Raw genomic sequence first — 15641 nt, forward strand, 5'->3', positions numbered from 1 at the left:
ATGCGCGATTCATTTCATCTCATCGCTTATCGGCGTGCCGTCACCCACGTGCTCGCAGCCGCCTGCTTGTTGCTTTCTGCCTGTCAATCCGGAGTCCAGATGCCCAATAACAAAACCTACTACCGCCAACCCATCGCCTGGCCGCGCATGCAAAAGCAAGCACAACAAGGTGATCAGGGCCAGGCCCCCGCCGCAGTCCTGCTGGGGGTGCAATGGCTTAACCCGCTGATGTGGCGGGACTACCCAACCCAATGGAATCTGCTGTGGGCACAAGGGCTCGCACAGCCCAATGACGACGACCTGCAGGCGAAGCGCTTCAAGCTGGGCGATGCAGTGGGGCAGCTGACGCTCGGCTTGTCGCGCCATGAACGATTGGAGGATTTTCCACATGTAAAGCGCGACAGATTCGAGTCGGCATTGAGCAAATTGATTACCGCCCCACTGCTCACCTTCAACGACTACCTGGAGGACGCGAATTATTTCTATTCCCTCAAGCGGGGTACCAGCCGCCCTAACTACTTCGACCCGAACGTGTTCTTTGGCTTGCCGCGCGAGTGGTTGAACACGCCAACCTACCTTGACGACACTCACCCCAGTACGGGACAGAAAGACCTTCTTGAAGAGCAAAAGGCCATGGGCATGCCCGCGCCCAGCATCCTCGCCTACGACGCCGCCCATGCCGAAGAACGCATGCGCGACTACTGGGTCACGCTGCACAAAGACGACAGGGGTAGGACCGTACGCGGTACGCGCGTCTTTCCGGAAATGATTATTGGCGAGCGCACCCTGTCACTGCAGGCAGTGCGGCGGCTGGTGTTTCACGAGATCGCAAGCGACGCCCAAGCCAAAAGCATGCTGCTCAACCCCGAAGGCAGGTTGCCCAACGTCACCGTGTCGGCAGGCGACACCAACGTCGGTTTCTACAACCTCCAAGACGCCCTCAAGTTCTTGGCGCAACACCCTGACAAGCTGGCGTGGGTATGGAACGTAGACGCGCCCAACTACCCCATGGGCGAGCAGACCAACGAAAACACCGCCCTGTTGATCCTCGGCCACCCGAGCGCCGACTGGGGCTACACAGCACTGGCCTCGTTCTACACCCCGCATCAACACCAAGGCGCCATTGGCAACAAGGCGGCCAACCCAGGTGGAGCATGGACCGGTCTCATGCAAGCCGTGCAAGCGCAGGCCGCAGAACAGCATCCGGTCGAGCGCGTCTACTACGACGTGCCAAAGCATGCCGACAATGTCACTTCCTTGATGCGGCCGTTGCGCGCCGCTATTCACCAGCAGTGGCCCGACCTGGACCAGATCGCCAACGTATATAGCGTGGCGGAGCACATGGAGGGACCGGCGCGGGCAGCCAGCTTTGCCGTCAATGCCGCGTTTGCGGCGGCGTATGCCGACCAGAGCGGCAAGAGTGCTGTCGTCACCAGTGTGGCGGATTCCACCGACAGCTGGGCAGTGCTGATTGGGCCGCCGCCGGGTTGGCAGCCCAAGCCGCCCGTGACGTACTGGCCGCGCGCACGAGGCGAGAACCGGGCGTACTGGGCTTGGTTTGGGGAACGGACCGACGGCAATAAGGCCAACGTTCAATGAGCCCGGTACGAGACAGGTTCAGCGCGCCTGACACGTCACCTGCACATTGTTCACATCGCCATTGACCGTGCCGCTGCCATTCGTCACCACGCAGTTGGCCGATGCGGGCTGCGTGCTGATCGTCACCACATAGCTGCCGTCGAACGGCACCAGCCCGCCAAACACGAACGGGCCGTTAGCGGCCAGCGTGAGCGAATCGCGGCCGTTGTTGAGCAATACGATCGACTGCCCGCCGGGCAGTCCGGACAACGTGCCGCCAATCGAGAAAGCGCTGCCGATGGGCGAGCCCAGGCTGATGTAGCCATTGCAGGCACCGAGCAGGGCGCACAGCGCTGCCACTGGCAGACAGCGCACCAGCGGGATCGGCAGGCGTTTCATGGCGGCTCCCCTGATCAGTCTTCCTCGACATCCACGTCGAGTGAACGCGGCGCTGCGAGCGGTCGCGGTGCGAACCCGTGGTTCAACGGACCCGCCCCGCGCCCAAGGGCCAGATGCCGGCCCGCGCCAATTGCGTGCAGCAGGTAATCGAGCGAGGCTTCGATGGCCGCTTCCAGCGCATCGCCACGCGCCAGATGTGCGGCAATGGCGGCCGACAGCGTGCAGCCCGTGCCGTGCGTGTGCGGCGTGTCGATGTAGGTGTGGGCGTAGATGCGCTCGGCGCCGTCGGCGGTGACGAGCACGTCTTGCAGCACGCCGTCTTCGCTGGCGGTAGACGCGCCGGCCAGATGCCCACCCTTGAGCAGCACGGCGCGGGGCCCAAGCGCCAGCAGGTCGCGCGCGGCGGGCAGCATGTCGTCGGCGGTGCGCACCTCGCGGCCGAGCAGCGCGCTGGCTTCCGGCAGGTTCGGCGTGACAAGCAACGCGCGCGGGAACAGCCATTTCGCCATCGCCTGCGCCGTGGCGTCGCTACCAAGCTGCGCGCCGCTGGTGCTGACCATGACCGGATCGACGACGAGGTTAGCGATCGGGTGGCGGTCCAGCGCCGAGAGAATCGCTTCCACCACCTGCGGCGTGCCGAGCATGCCGGTCTTGGCGGCGTCCACGCCAATGTCGCTTGCCACGGCGTCGATCTGCGCGGCGACGATGTCTGGGGTGAGCGATTCCACCGCCGTCACGCCCAGCGTGTTCTGCGCGGTGATAGCGGTGATGGCCGACATGCCGTAGCAGCCGAGCGCGGCAAACGTCTTCAGGTCAGCCTGGATGCCCGCGCCGCCGCCGCTGTCCGAACCGGCGATGGTGAGCACGCGCGGCACGTGCGAGGCGGGAGCGGCAAACGCAGCGAGGGTCGGGTCGGTGATCGTCATGTCGTGCGAATGTTTGGGGGGTGTTTCGCACTATAGCGCTATCGCGGCCGGATCGATGTGCGGGGTCCTGAACCTGATTGGCGAGGGTTTCCGCCTCAAGCGCGAGGCTCAGACCGTGGAACGCGACGGTTTTTGGCTCGAACGCGAGGCTCTGACCGTCGAACGCGACAGTTTCAGCCTGACACGCCAGGGTCGCAGGATGGGACGCCGTGCCTTCAGGCTCGAACGCAACGTCCGGCCGCTCGAGCTGCAGACGGCGGCACTTCAGTCCATCAGGTCGGTGTAATCGGCGGCGGCGTAGCGTTGGGCGCGTTCCCACGGAGCCGCGGCGGGCGCCGGCAATGCCGTCACGCGCGTGAGCTTGCGTTGCGTGCCGGTGGCGTTGCGCGATTCCACGCGACGCGGGTATTGGCCGGCCACGTCCCAATCGACGGTGACGGTGCGCTCGCCCCGCGTCGCGCGGTAGGTCTGCACGCCATTGCGTACCGGGCCTTCGGCACGCATGCCTTTGAGCGCGGCCGGGTCGAGCAGGTGATAGGCCGTCGCCCACGAGCCGTCGAAGCCGATGTTGGAATATTCGGCCGGTTCCACGGCGTAGTTTTTCTGCTGCGAGGCGCTCACCACGCGCACGGTCAGCGCGCCCTTGGCGTCGCGCTCAATCCAGCGCGGGGCAGTGTCGGTATCGGCGTGTTTGTGGCCGGCGTGGGCATTGGCGTGGTCATGCTCGGCGTGCGCCGACGCGGGCGGCAGTTCGCGGGCGATCCAGACGCGGTCGCCCTGCCGGTAGACGCGCTCGGCAAAGCGGACGTCGCGCTGAATGCCGTCGGCGCCGAGCGACGACAGTTGGTGTTCGACGCGCAGGGCGGTCAGCGAGTTGGACGAAGCCGGCCCGGCGGCCTGTGCCGTGGCAGCGAGCGCAGCGAGGGCAAACGAAAACAGAATGCGGACAGATCGGGTCATACGAATGCGGTCAGGCTGAAACGAAAAAAGCGCATGCCGATTGCCACGGCATGCGCATCAATGGAAACGCAGGAATCAGAGGCCCATGGCCGTCTTGACCACGCCGAACACTTTCGTGTTGTCCAGCGTGCCCTTCAGCGGTGCGCTGCCCGGACCAGAGGAGAACAGCATCACATCCCCGCCGCCGTGCGTTTCCGAACCAGGCGTGCCGAGCTGCACACCCACTTCCTGGAGGTAATCGTCTGCAGCCGTATCGACCGCGGCCACGTTGTCGCGGGTGGCCTTGCGCGTTGTGCCGCCGTTGCCGAATACCAGCGTGGTGTACGGCAGGCCGTCGGCGGCCAATTGCGGCTGGCCGGTCTTGATGTCGTTCGACACGCCGAGGATCGGGTTGCCTTTGCGGGGGTAGCCGTTGATCGTCATCGTGTGGTCGTGGTCGGCTGTGACGACGATGAGCGTGTTCGACAGATCCGCCGTGCCCAGCGCACGCTTGATGGCTTCGTCGAATGCGCCGGCATCTTCCAGTGCGCGCTTGGCATTGGTGCCGTGTAGCGCATGGTCGATACGGCCACCTTCCACCATCAGGAAGTAGCCCTTGCCGTTTTTCTGCAGCACGCGGATGGCCTTCTCGGTCATGTCGGCCAGGCTGGGCTCATCCACATTGTTCTTCTTGCGGTCCAGGTCGTAGTTCATGTGGTCCAGGTTGAACAGACCGAGCAGCTTGTTCGTCGTGGCCGGGTTGACGGCCGTCAGTGCCGTGCCAGTGGTCACGTACGTGTAGCCGGCGGTCTGGAACTGCGCGGTCAGGTCGGTCGTGTCGGTGCGCTTGCTGCCCGTCGTGCCTTGCGGCAGGTAGTGACGGCGGCCGCCGCCGAGCAGCACGTCCAGGCCATCCTTGAGCGCGGCGTTGTACAGCGCGTTGCCAGGCGTGCCTTGCGCGGCGATTTGGTTTTCACCGTCGCGGTGGCAGATGTGCGAGTACGTGGCGGCCGGCGTGGCGTGCGTGACGCGCGTGGTCGTGACCGCACCCACCGACTTGCCGGCACCCTTGGCCAGCTCCAGCAGCGTCACGGCCGGCGTGCCGTTGTTGGCTGGGCACGTGCTGTCTGCACCGCTCACGTAGCCCTTGCCCGTGGCATCGCTGGCCTTGGTGTCGGCCGACATGGAGATGACTTCGTTGTTCATCTTCACGCCGGTCATGTATGCCGACATCGACGGCGCGCTGTCGGTGGTCTGCGCATCGTTGGAGTACGTCTTGATGCGGGCCGTGCGCTTGAGCGATTCCATCGTCAGGCGGCCGGCCTCGCCCACCTTGTAGATGCGCGTGGCAGTGACGGTGGTTGGACCCATGCCATCGCCCAGGAAGAAGATCACGTTCTTGGCTTCACCGGCGGCGTGCGCCTGGGCGCAGGCAGCGGCTGCCAGTGCCAGCAGGCCGGCGCGGAAGATGCGGTTCGATTGCGTGTTCATGATTGCCCTCTCCCTCTTACAGACCCACGGCCTGCTTGATGAGGCCGAAGACCTCGGTGTTGTCCATCGTGCCGGTAAAGCGCTCGGCACCCAAGCCGCGTGCGCCGATGAAGACATCGGTGCCGCCGTGCGTTTCGCCGCCCGGTGCAACCGGGATCACGGCTTCCTGGTGGTAGCTCTTGTCGTACACGGCGGCATCCGTCAGTGCGCCGCGCGTGGCCGGGCGGTTCTCGCCGGTGCCGAAGCCGATGATCGTGAACGGGTTGCCGCCGGTGTCGGTGGCGTTGGCGCCCGTCACGTAGTTCTTCAGCAGGCCGAGCACGCCGGGGTTGCTGTCGCTGGTCGGGCCCGTGCGCTTGGCGTAGCCGTTGAGCACCAGCGTGTGGTCGTGGTCAGCCGTGACGACGATCAGCGTGTTCTTCAGGCCCGGGTCGATCGTGTTGAGCTTGTCGATCGCGCCGCGGATGGCGGAGTCGAACGCCACGGTGTCCTGCAGTGCCTTGCGGGCGGTGGTCTCGTGCAGCGCGTGGTCGATGCGGCCTCCTTCCACCATCAGGAAGAAGCCCTTCTTCTTGGCGGCGAGCACGTCGATGGCCTTGTTGGTCATCTCACCCAGGCTCGGCTCCTTGCTCGGGTCGCGGTCCAGGTCGTACGACATGTGGCTGCTGGTGAACAGGCCCACGACCTTGCCGTCGGTGGCTTGCAGCGTGTCGAACTCGGCCTTGTTGCTGGCATAGCGGTAGCCGCCCGCCTTGAGTTCGGCGATCAGGTCACGGCCATCGGTGCGTGCGCCGCCTGCGGTGGTCGGCTGGAAGTGCTTGCGGCCACCGCCGAAGACCACGTCCACACCATCGCCCAGCGCAGCGTTGAAGCCCTTGCCGGCCGGCGTGAGTTGCGCGGCGATGGTGTTCTCGCCGTCGCGGTGGCAGATGTGCGAATACGTAGCGGCCGGCGTGGCGTGCGTGATGCGCGTGGTGGTGACCACGCCCGTGCCGTAGCCCGCGGCCTTCATCAGTTCGAGCAGCGTCGTGACGGGCTTGCCGTTGCCGCTCGGGCAGGTGCTGTCGGCGCCCGAGAGGTAATCCTTGCCGCCCGCGTCATAGGCCATCGTGTCCGGCGACATCGAGATGACCTCGTTGTTCATCTTCACGCCGGTCATGTAGGCCGACATCGACGGCGCCGAGTCGGTCACCTGCGCGTTGTTCGAGAACGTGCGCACGAAGCCGGTTTCCGGCAGCGTGTCCATGGTCAGCTCGCCGTCTTCGCCCACCTTGTAGATGCGCGCGGCGGTCATGGTGGTCATGCCCATGCCGTCGCCCAGGAAGAACACGACGTTCTTGGCGGGCGTGGTGGGCGTACCGGCGTCGGGCGCTGCGGTGCCGGCGTTGCTGGATGTGCCGTCGCTGCCGCACGCTGCCATGGCGAGCGCGGCTGCCACGGCGGCGGCGTACTTCGTAAGTTTGTGGTTGTGCATCGTTGGCTCCCTGAACGATGCCCGGCACTTTGGAGGCCGCGTGTTGCATGTCCGTGATGCGGGTGCGCCACTTCCTAACCGGATCGCAAGGTTCGCCTCTGACAGCGCATTGACACTGCGGCGTGGTGCACGCTACGGAGGGTCGATTGCCTGAGCAGGCAACCGGTCCCGGGCCAGCAGGCGGCGCGATACGATGCGGCATCTGCGATTCGGCCCGCGCTTTCCATGCTCACTCGCCAGTTCGTCAGCCATGTCACGCTGCGGCGCGAGACCGTTACCGCCTTCGACGCCGATCCGTTCAGCCTGCCGGCCGTGCGCGCCCTCAATACGCTGGAGTTGCATCCCAAAGTCACGTTCCTCGTTGGCGAAAACGGCTCAGGCAAATCCACGCTCATGGAGGCGATTGCCGTGGCGCTCGTCTTCAACGCCGAGGGCGGCTAACTTCCACTTCAGCACGCATGCGTCGCACTCCGAGCTGCACGCGCATCTGCGCATTGCCAGGGGCTTTCGCAAGCCGCGCACCGAGTTCTTCCTGCGCGCCGAGAGCTTCTTCAACGTGGCCACGAATATCCAACAGATGGATGACGAGCCCGGCCTGGGCGGGCGCGTGATCGATGCCTACGGCGGCCGGTCGCTGCATGCGCAATCGCATGGGGAATCGTTTCTCGCGCTGCTGATGAACCGCTTCGGCCCGAACGGCCCGTACCTGCTCGACGAACCGGAGGGCGGCGCTGTCACCGCAGCGGCAACTGGCGGTGCTCTCGCGCCTGCATGGTCTGGTGCAGGCGGAAAGCCGGTTCGTGATCGCCACGCACTCGCCCATCCTGATGGCCTATCCCGACGCGTGGATCTACCAATGTGACGGCGGCGGCATCCGGCGCATCGCCTACGAAGGGACCGAACACTTTGAGGTCACGCGGGACTTTCTGGCGAATCCGCAGCGGATGCTGAATATGCTGCTGGAGCAATGAACGGCCGTGGTGGCGGACGGCCGAATCCGCTACAATCCAGCCCATTCCGAGGAGCGTTGCAACGACCGGCCCAAGTTCAGACGGGGCGGCCGCCAGGCTCGGAAGTTCAAACGGCGCTCGCAGTATCGTGGCTGACACGATGGCGAGAACGCTTCTATCCGGGGCCCCAGCATGGGCCCTGTCCCAGTGGTCATCTCCCCGCGTGCGGTCACCCCTCTTTTTCGGAGTGATCCAATGAACGCTGTCACCGATCTGAAACACGACTACCTCGTCGCCGACATCAAGCTGGCCGACTGGGGCCGCAAGGAAATCGCCATTGCCGAGACCGAAATGCCCGGCCTGATGGCGATTCGCGATGAGTTTGCCGCGAGCCAGCCGCTCAAGGGCGCGCGCATTGCCGGCTCGCTGCACATGACCATCCAGACCGCCGTGCTAATCGAGACGCTCAAGGCACTCGGCGCCGACGTGCGCTGGGCCTCGTGCAACATCTTCTCGACGCAGGACCACGCTGCCGCCGCGATTGCCGCAACGGGCACGCCGGTGTTTGCGTTCAAGGGCGAATCGCTCCAGGAATACTGGGACTTCACCCACCGCATCTTCGAATGGGCCGATGGCGGCACCCCCAACATGATCCTGGACGACGGCGGCGACGCAACGCTGCTGCTGCATCTGGGCGCCAAGGCCGAGAAGGACGTCTCCGTGCTTGCCCATCCGGGCAGCGAAGAAGAAACCTTTCTGTTTGCCGCCATCAAGGAAAAGCTGGCCAAGGACGCAACGTTCTACAGCCGCAACCTCGACGCCATCAAGGGCGTGACCGAAGAAACCACCACGGGCGTGCACCGCCTGTACCAGATGGCCCAGCGCGGCGAACTGCGCTTCCCGGCCATCAACGTCAACGACTCGGTCACCAAGAGCAAGTTCGACAACCTGTACGGCTGCCGTGAATCGCTGGTCGACGGCATCAAGCGCGCCACCGACGTGATGATCGCCGGCAAGGTGGCGATCGTGGCCGGCTACGGCGACGTGGGCAAGGGCTCGGCACAGGCACTGCGCGCACTGTCGGCGCAAGTGTGGGTGACCGAGATCGACCCGATCTGCGCGCTGCAGGCCGCCATGGAAGGCTACCGCGTGGTCACGATGGACTACGCTGCCGAGCACGGCGACATCTTCGTGACCTGCACGGGCAACTACCACGTCATCACGCACGATCACATGGCCAAGATGAAGGACCAGGCCATCGTCTGCAACATCGGCCACTTCGACAACGAGATCGACATCGCCTCCGTTGAGAAGTACCAGTGGGAAGAGATCAAGCCGCAGGTCGATCACGTGATCTTCCCCGACGGCAAGAAGATCATCATCCTGGCCAAGGGCCGCCTGGTGAACCTGGGCTGCGCTACGGGCCACCCGTCGTACGTGATGAGCAGCTCGTTTGCCAACCAGACCATCGCGCAGATCGAGTTGTGGACGGAAGCGGTGAAGGGCTCGAACAAGTACCCGGTGGGCGTCTACACGCTGCCCAAGCACCTGGACGAGAAGGTCGCGCGCCTGCAACTCAAGAAGCTGAACGCGCAACTGACCGAGCTGACCGACCAGCAAGCTGCGTACATTGGCGTAAGCAAGGAAGGCCCGTACAAGGCTGACCACTACCGCTACTAAGCCGTACCTGCCGGCGGCAATCTCCGCCGCCGGCATTCAACCCGAGGACTCCCCATGAGACTGCTCGCTGTCTGGGTCATCAACGCGCTGGCGTTGCTTCTTGTCGCCTATCTGCTCAAAGGCATTCACGTCAACGGCTTCGGCTCCGCGCTGATCGCGGCGCTCGTGCTGGGTCTGGTCAACACGCTGATCCGCCCGATCCTGGTGATCCTCACCCTGCCGGTGACGCTGCTCACGCTCGGGCTGTTCATCTTCATCATCAACGCGCTGCTGTTCCTGTTTGTCGGCAACCTGCTGGCGGGCTTCCAGGTGGCCAGCTTTGGCGCCGCGCTGCTGGGTTCCATCCTGTACAGCGTGATCTCGTGGCTGCTCTCGAGCCTGTTGCTGCGCGAGGCTTAAGGTTTCTGTCATGCAAGACCGTCAATTCAGTTTCGAATTCTTCCCGCCCAAGACGGCGGAAGGCGCCGAGAAGCTGCGCAACACACGCGCGCAGCTTTCGCCGCTCAAGCCGCGCTTTATTTCCGTGACGTTTGGCGCGGGCGGCACCACGCAGCAGGGCACGCTCGACGCCGTGGTGGAAATCCAGCGCGAAGGCATCGAGGCGGCGCCGCACCTGTCGTGCGTGGGCTCGTCGCGCGAGAGCATCCGCGGCATTCTCAACACGTATCGCGAGCACGGCATCCGCCGCATCGTGGCGCTGCGCGGCGATATGCCGTCAGGCATGGGCGAGATCGGTGAATTTCGCTTCGCCAATGAGCTGGTCGAATTCATCCGCCAGGAAACCGGCGAGGCGTTCCACATCGAAGTGGCGGCGTATCCGGAATACCACCCGCAGTCGCGCTCCGCCCGGCACGATCTGGAGAACTTCGCCCGCAAGGTGAAGTCCGGTGCGGACTCCGCTATCACGCAATACTTCTTCAACGCCGACGCGTATTTCCAGTTCGTCGACGACGCACGCAAGCTCGGCGTGGACGTGCCCATCGTGCCCGGCATCATGCCGATCACGAATTCGTCGCAGCTCATGCGCTTTTCCGAGATGTGCGGTGCGGAAGTGCCGCGCTGGATCGCCAAGCGCCTCGAAGGCTTCGGCGACGACCGTGAATCGATCCGCGCCTTCGGTCTGGACGTGGTGACGGCCATGTGTGACCGCCTGCTGCAAGGCGGCGCGCCGGGCCTGCACTTTTACACGCTCAACGCCGCCGGCTCCACGCGGGCGATCTGGCAGCGGCTGGGCCTGTAACCAGCAAGAGCACAGCAAAGGAGATCGTCATGGCAGCCGCACCCGATCCGCTGATCGCCTGGTTGCTTGACGAACTCCGGCCGCTCGCGGCACAGATCGGCGAGATCCGCGCCCGCCGGATGTTCAGCGGCGCGGCGCTGTATTACGACGACATCGTGTTTGCGCTCGTGCTGCGCGGCACGTCTTACCTGCGCGTGGACGACCTCACGCGCGAACGTTTTCTCGCTGAGAAATGCACGCCGTTCAGCTACGAGCGCAACGGCCGCACCATCAGCATGACGGGCTATCTGAGCACGCCGGCAGAGGCGCTCGATGGTGGACAGCCATTGCGCGACTGGGCGCGGCTGGCTATTGAAGCGGCGCTGCGTGACGCGAATGCCAAGGCGGCCAAGCCGAAGCGCGCCGCAGCGAAGACTGCCAAGGCGCCTAATGTGCCCAAGGCAACAAAGACAACGGCGACCAAGAAGGTCGCCGAAAAAAAGACAGCCAAGCGCTGAACCCTCAGTACAGCGTGGTCTTCAGGCGCTCGGGCAATTCGCGATCATAGGCGTCGCCATCAAATGCACCACCGCTGATGTGCTGCAGGATCTTGCCTGCGGTGGGTACGGCCGGTTTGTTTTCCTGCGCGCCGCGTTCCCACAGCTTTGAGCGCACCAGCGCCTTCGAACAGTGGAAATACACCGTCTGCACCTGCACGAGGATCACGCTGCGCGGCAGCCTGCCCTGCACCGCAAATGACGCGAGCAGCTCCGGATCGGCCGAGATGGTGGCTGTGCCATTCACGCGCAATGTTTCACCCACGCCCGGCACGATGAAGAGCACCGACACGCGGCCGTCTTCGACGATGTTGCGCAGGTTGTCGATGCGATTGTTGCCGGGTCGATCGGGAATCGCCAGTAGGCGTTCGTTCAGGATGCGGACGAAGCCCGGCGCGTCGCCCTTCGGCGAGGCATCCGTGCCCTGCGCGCCCACCGATGACAGCACGATGAACGGCGACGCCTCCACGAACGCGCGGTAGTCGGCGTTCAGGTGGTCGATCTCCTTGAGCAGCGAGCGCGGGTTCGGGGCGCCATACACCGCTTCAAGGTCGGCAAAGGTTTTCAGCGTGTGGGACATGGTCTTCCTGTGGCGGATTAAAACGCGCCGCACTCGGTGACGATGCAGTCCATCGCGATGTCGTGCGATTGCGGTGCGATGGATTCCACGCGGCTCACTTCGTATGCCACGCCAATCGTGCGGGGGCGGTGTCCGGCGGCATGCAGCGCAGCGAGCGTGCGGTCATAGAAGCCGCCGCCGTAGCCAATGCGATAGCGCTGCGCGTCAAAGCCCACGCAGGGGATCAGCAAGGCATCGGGCGTTTCCGTCTCACCCGAGCGGGGGATGGGGATGTTGTACGCGCCGGGCGTCATTTCACAATTGGGCGTCCATCGCCGAAACTGAAGTGGCGAAACTTTGTCAGTCACTACAGGCAGCAGTGCATGGCGCGTGGCGTCGGCCGCCAGCCAGTGGTCCAGCACGGTCAACGCATCGAACTCTCCCTGCGTTGGCCAGTAGGCGGCCAGGCGCTTGACGGGCAGTGTATTCAGCAACCCAGCCAGGTGATGCGCCAGCGCAGCATCGTGGGCAATGCGATCCGGCAGCGCGGCGCGTGCATCGAGCAACATGGTGCGCAGCGTGCGGCGCGATTCGATTGGCGTGGTGGGATTGGCCGGATCGTGCGGGTTGCCTAAGGCTGGCATGGGATAATTCGGCAGACCTAACAGTGATTGGATGGGGCAGGAGATGACATTGAAGGCCAAGGCAGTATATCGCGCGGTCGCGCTGGCTTTTGCGGGCGTGGTGGGCATGAGTGTGGTCGGCCCGACGCCGCTGGCGGTGGCCGCAAAGCGCCAGGCGCCGCAGGGCATTCCAGCCAATCCGGATGACGCGTTTGTCGAGCTGCGCAACGCGGCGCGCCGCAACGATGTGTCGCGCAGCTGGGAGCTGGCCGACAGCCTCTCCGATTACCCGATCCAGTCCTACGTGCAGTACTTCCGCATCAAGCCGCAGCTGTACGATGCCAGCGGCTATGCGCGTACCGATGCCCCGGAAGATGAGATCCGCTCGTTCCTGCAGCGCTACAAGGGCGAGGCGATCGCCGACCGGCTGCGCAACGACTGGCTGCTTGTGCTCGGCAAGAAGCGCGATTGGGCCACCTTCGATGCCGAGTACCCCAACTTTGTGCTGAAGGACGACGCGCAGGTCGAGTGCTATGCCCTGCTCTCGCGCGCGATGAAGGGCCAGAACGTGGCAGCCGATGCACGGAACACGCTGTCGGATCCCAAGGGCTATGGCGAAGGGTGTGTCGACCTGATCGGCTATCTGGCGCAGTCCAAGCAGTTCACCCGTGCGGATGTGGCCTTTGCGGCGCGGCTGTCGCTGGAGCAGAACCTCGTCACGCAGGCGTCGCGCATTGCCGCGCTGCTGCCCGACGGCGATCGCGTGGACAACGATACGCTGGCCAACGTGACACGCATGGCGCGCAACGATCCGTCGCAGGCGACGGCGTATCTGTTGGCGCAAACCGGCAGCCTGTCGCGCGAAGAGCAAGGCGCGGGCTGGGGCGTCATCGGCCAGTACGCCGCCAAGAAGCAGACGCCGGATGCGCTGGACGCCTACCGTCGCCAGCTGACGCTCGGCGGCGATGCCTACCTCTCCGACGAGTCGCAGGAGTGGCGCGTGCGCGCGGCCCTGCGCGCGGGGGATTGGAAGATGGTGCGTCAGGCCGTTGAAAAAATGCGTCCCAGCCTGCGCGATCGAGACCCCGCCTGGACGTACTGGTATGGCCGTGCGCTCAAGGCCGACAATCGCAACGATGAAGCTCGCCAGCAGTTCCAGTCGATTGCCGGCCAGTTCAACTTCTATGGCCAGTTGGCGCAGGAAGAACTCGGTCAGCGCATCACCGTGCCGCCCCGCACGACCGTGGCCGACGCCGAGATCGACGTGATGGGCCGCAACCACCCGGGCTTTGGGCGTGCCAAGAAGCTGTACGACCTGAATCTGCGCTTCGAAGGCAACCGCGAGTGGAACTGGGAGCTGCGCAACATGAGCGACCGCGAGTTGCTGGCCGCAGCCGAATATGGCCGCAAGCTCGGCCTGCTCGATCGCACCGTCAATTCGGCGGACAAGACCAAGACTGAGCACGATTTCTCGCTGCGCTTCCCGACGCCGTACCTCAATGTGGTCCAGCGCAACGCCGATGCGGTGGGGTTGGACATTGCCTGGGCCTACGGCCTGATCCGCCAGGAATCCCGCTTCATCATGGACGCACGTTCGTCGGTGGGTGCCTCGGGCCTGATGCAGGTGATGCCGGAAACCGCCAAGCACATTGCCAAGAAGATTGGCCTGCCGGGGTTCCGCGTTTCGCAGATGAGCGACATCGATACCAACGTGCTGCTGGGTACGGCCTACCTGTCGATGATCCTGACCAACCTGGACAGTTCGGTCACGCTGGCGACTGCCGGCTACAACGCGGGCCCAGGCCGCCCGAAACGCTGGCGCTCGACGCTCGCGCGCCCGGTGGAAGGCGCGATCTTCGCCGAGACGATTCCGTTCAACGAGACGCGCACGTATGTGAAAAACGTGCTGTCGAACGCGACGTACTACAGCGCATTGCTGACCGGTCGCCCGCAGTCCTTGAAGGACCGCCTGGGCAAGGTGGTGCCGGAATCCGTGACGCCGGACGATCTGCCGTAAGCGCATCATCGTCATCCGGTTGTCACCCAATGCCCGCCGCAACGCGGGCATTTTTCATGGGCGCGTGCGCTGGCTGGCGCACAGAAGTGTGGCCTGCGGCACGCCGTGTCGACTTACCTTGGGGGCGATCGCGTTCGGGATGTATTGTGGTGTTGCCCCCCCACCCGTCTTGGAGATGCCTCCATGCAGCCCTCCAATCTGCTCATCTTTGGCGGTACCGGTTTTATCGGTTCGCAGTTGCTGTCGCGGCTCGTGACGGAGACATTTTCTGCGCCGGGCCTGCCCGAAGGCCGCATGATCGTGCCCACGCGCGATCCTGAGTCGTCCCGCGCGCACAACCTCACGCTGCTGCCCCGTGTGGACGTAATGGATGCCGACATCTACGCCGACGACGCCCTCGACGCGCTGTTCCTGGCGCTGACCGAGCGCGGCGGCGAGCACTGTGCCGTCATCAACCTCGTCGGCGTGCTGCAGGATGCGCGCGAGATGCCGTACGGGCCGAACTTCCAGCGCGTGCATGTCGACCTGCCCCGCCGCATCGTCGCCGCATGCCGACGCCATGGCGTGAACCGGCTGCTGCACATGAGCGCGCTGGGCGCCGACCCGGCCGGCCCATCGATGTACCTGCGCAGCAAGGGCGACGGCGAACGCGTGGTCATGAACAGCGAGCTTGACTGGACGGTGTTCCGTCCCTCGGTAGTGTTCGGGCCGCAGGACCACTTCCTGAATCTGTTCGCGAGCATGCAGCGGATGGCGCCGTTTGTGCCGCTGGCCTGTGCCGATGCGCGCTTCCAGCCCGTGTACGTGGACGACGTGGCCGCCGCGTTCATCAATGCGCTCAAGAAGCCGGCGACGATCCGGCATGCTTACCCGCTGGTCGGGCCGCGCGTCTATACGTTGGCCGAACTGATGCGCTTTGCCGGACGTGCCAGCGGCCACCCGCGCTGGATCGTGCCGCTGCCCGAAGGCCTGGGTCGCATGCAGGCCGCGCTGCTGGAGCACCTGCCCGGCGCGCCGATCTCGCGGGACAACCTCGACTCCATGCGTGTGGACAACGTCAGCATGGAACCGGTCGCGCCCGAACTCGGCATCCACCCGCTCGGCATGGAGGCCGTGATGCTGCCGGCCCTGGCCGGCTTGGGGCCGGACCGCGGATTGCGTGCTGCACGTACGCGGGTCCATCGCTAGCCGCTACGGAAACGCGGAGGATTCGCCCTGTTTGTGAATCC

Annotated in this window: 14 protein-coding genes, 1 pseudogene and 1 riboswitch; of the genes and pseudogenes, 8 read left to right on the forward strand and 7 right to left on the reverse strand. The window is 64.8% G+C overall.

Annotated elements, in window-relative coordinates:
* Positions 1-1599, forward strand: a complete 1599-nt coding sequence (locus tag BEK68_RS17635; RefSeq protein ID WP_024542039.1) for a hypothetical protein — start codon at positions 1-3, stop codon at positions 1597-1599.
* Between the two features lie 18 nt (positions 1600-1617).
* On the opposite strand, the gene BEK68_RS17640 is transcribed toward BEK68_RS17635, so the two are convergent.
* The 5 genes from BEK68_RS17640 to BEK68_RS17665 all read right to left on the reverse strand — a co-directional run bounded on the left by BEK68_RS17640 (position 1618) and on the right by BEK68_RS17665 (position 6807).
* On the reverse strand, positions 1618-1977 hold the full coding sequence (locus BEK68_RS17640; protein WP_012436818.1) for a DUF4369 domain-containing protein: 360 nt from the start codon (positions 1975-1977) through the stop codon (positions 1618-1620).
* Positions 1978-1991: 14 nt separating this feature from the next.
* Positions 1992-2903 (reverse strand): bifunctional hydroxymethylpyrimidine kinase/phosphomethylpyrimidine kinase, encoded by a 912-nt coding sequence (gene thiD / locus BEK68_RS17645; RefSeq protein ID WP_012436819.1) that lies wholly within the window; start codon positions 2901-2903, stop codon positions 1992-1994.
* 264 nt (positions 2904-3167) lie between these two features.
* Positions 3168-3863: a hypothetical protein gene (locus tag BEK68_RS17655; protein WP_012436820.1), complete on the reverse strand. Its 696-nt coding sequence runs from the start codon at positions 3861-3863 to the stop codon at positions 3168-3170.
* A 75-nt stretch (positions 3864-3938) separates the two neighbouring features.
* Positions 3939-5333, reverse strand: coding sequence for an alkaline phosphatase (locus tag BEK68_RS17660; RefSeq protein WP_012436821.1), 1395 nt, complete (start codon positions 5331-5333; stop codon positions 3939-3941).
* A 16-nt stretch (positions 5334-5349) separates the two neighbouring features.
* Complete coding sequence (locus BEK68_RS17665; RefSeq protein WP_012436822.1) at positions 5350-6807, reverse strand: alkaline phosphatase; 1458 nt, start codon at positions 6805-6807, stop codon at positions 5350-5352.
* 225 nt (positions 6808-7032) lie between these two features.
* Between BEK68_RS17665 and BEK68_RS17670 the strand changes: the two are divergent.
* The 5 genes and pseudogenes from BEK68_RS17670 (at position 7033) to BEK68_RS17690 (ending at position 11174) form a co-directional block, all read left to right on the forward strand.
* Positions 7033-7778 (forward strand): annotated as a pseudogene (locus tag BEK68_RS17670) (AAA family ATPase).
* 42 nt (positions 7779-7820) lie between these two features.
* Positions 7821-7904: riboswitch (S-adenosyl-L-homocysteine riboswitch) on the forward strand.
* A gap of 108 nt (positions 7905-8012) precedes the next feature.
* The gene (gene ahcY / locus BEK68_RS17675) at positions 8013-9437 is read left to right on the forward strand and encodes an adenosylhomocysteinase (RefSeq protein ID WP_004628358.1); all 1425 of its coding nucleotides are present in this window, start codon (positions 8013-8015) and stop codon (positions 9435-9437) included.
* A gap of 54 nt (positions 9438-9491) precedes the next feature.
* Positions 9492-9836, forward strand: coding sequence for a phage holin family protein (locus BEK68_RS17680; RefSeq protein WP_004628357.1), 345 nt, complete (start codon positions 9492-9494; stop codon positions 9834-9836).
* 10 nt (positions 9837-9846) lie between these two features.
* The gene (metF, locus tag BEK68_RS17685) at positions 9847-10677 is read left to right on the forward strand and encodes a methylenetetrahydrofolate reductase [NAD(P)H] (protein ID WP_004628355.1); all 831 of its coding nucleotides are present in this window, start codon (positions 9847-9849) and stop codon (positions 10675-10677) included.
* A 29-nt stretch (positions 10678-10706) separates the two neighbouring features.
* Positions 10707-11174 carry a TfoX/Sxy family protein gene (locus tag BEK68_RS17690; protein WP_012436823.1) on the forward strand — a complete coding sequence of 156 codons (468 nt, stop codon included), beginning with the start codon at positions 10707-10709 and terminating at the stop codon, positions 11172-11174.
* Positions 11175-11178: 4 nt separating this feature from the next.
* Here the strand turns inward: BEK68_RS17690 and BEK68_RS17695 are convergent, their stop codons facing one another.
* Complete coding sequence (locus tag BEK68_RS17695) at positions 11179-11793, reverse strand: pyridoxamine 5'-phosphate oxidase family protein (RefSeq protein WP_012436824.1); 615 nt, start codon at positions 11791-11793, stop codon at positions 11179-11181.
* 17 nt (positions 11794-11810) lie between these two features.
* Positions 11811-12416, reverse strand: coding sequence for a 5-formyltetrahydrofolate cyclo-ligase (locus tag BEK68_RS17700; protein ID WP_012436825.1), 606 nt, complete (start codon positions 12414-12416; stop codon positions 11811-11813).
* Positions 12417-12459: 43 nt separating this feature from the next.
* Here BEK68_RS17700 and BEK68_RS17705 point away from each other — a divergent pair, with 43 nt between their 5' ends.
* Together BEK68_RS17705 and BEK68_RS17710 are read left to right on the forward strand one after the other, a co-directional pair.
* Complete coding sequence (locus BEK68_RS17705; protein ID WP_004628348.1) at positions 12460-14412, forward strand: lytic transglycosylase domain-containing protein; 1953 nt, start codon at positions 12460-12462, stop codon at positions 14410-14412.
* A 183-nt stretch (positions 14413-14595) separates the two neighbouring features.
* The gene (locus tag BEK68_RS17710; protein ID WP_004628346.1) at positions 14596-15600 is read left to right on the forward strand and encodes a complex I NDUFA9 subunit family protein; all 1005 of its coding nucleotides are present in this window, start codon (positions 14596-14598) and stop codon (positions 15598-15600) included.
* Positions 15601-15641: the final 41 nt, after the last annotated feature.

The organism is Ralstonia pickettii, from assembly GCF_001699815.1.
Lineage (GTDB): Bacteria > Pseudomonadota > Gammaproteobacteria > Burkholderiales > Burkholderiaceae > Ralstonia > Ralstonia thomasii.

Coding starts and splice junctions, on each gene's coding strand:
- BEK68_RS17635 (WP_024542039.1), top strand. CDS start 1: ATGCGCGATTCATTTCATCTCATCGCTTATCGGCGTGCCGTCACCCAC.
- BEK68_RS17640 (WP_012436818.1), bottom strand. CDS start 1,977: ATGAAACGCCTGCCGATCCCGCTGGTGCGCTGTCTGCCAGTGGCAGCG.
- thiD (WP_012436819.1), bottom strand. CDS start 2,903: ATGACGATCACCGACCCGACCCTCGCTGCGTTTGCCGCTCCCGCCTCG.
- BEK68_RS17655 (WP_012436820.1), bottom strand. CDS start 3,863: ATGACCCGATCTGTCCGCATTCTGTTTTCGTTTGCCCTCGCTGCGCTC.
- BEK68_RS17660 (WP_012436821.1), bottom strand. CDS start 5,333: ATGAACACGCAATCGAACCGCATCTTCCGCGCCGGCCTGCTGGCACTG.
- BEK68_RS17665 (WP_012436822.1), bottom strand. CDS start 6,807: ATGCACAACCACAAACTTACGAAGTACGCCGCCGCCGTGGCAGCCGCG.
- ahcY (WP_004628358.1), top strand. CDS start 8,013: ATGAACGCTGTCACCGATCTGAAACACGACTACCTCGTCGCCGACATC.
- BEK68_RS17680 (WP_004628357.1), top strand. CDS start 9,492: ATGAGACTGCTCGCTGTCTGGGTCATCAACGCGCTGGCGTTGCTTCTT.
- metF (WP_004628355.1), top strand. CDS start 9,847: ATGCAAGACCGTCAATTCAGTTTCGAATTCTTCCCGCCCAAGACGGCG.
- BEK68_RS17690 (WP_012436823.1), top strand. CDS start 10,707: ATGGCAGCCGCACCCGATCCGCTGATCGCCTGGTTGCTTGACGAACTC.
- BEK68_RS17695 (WP_012436824.1), bottom strand. CDS start 11,793: ATGTCCCACACGCTGAAAACCTTTGCCGACCTTGAAGCGGTGTATGGC.
- BEK68_RS17700 (WP_012436825.1), bottom strand. CDS start 12,416: ATGCCAGCCTTAGGCAACCCGCACGATCCGGCCAATCCCACCACGCCA.
- BEK68_RS17705 (WP_004628348.1), top strand. CDS start 12,460: ATGACATTGAAGGCCAAGGCAGTATATCGCGCGGTCGCGCTGGCTTTT.
- BEK68_RS17710 (WP_004628346.1), top strand. CDS start 14,596: ATGCAGCCCTCCAATCTGCTCATCTTTGGCGGTACCGGTTTTATCGGT.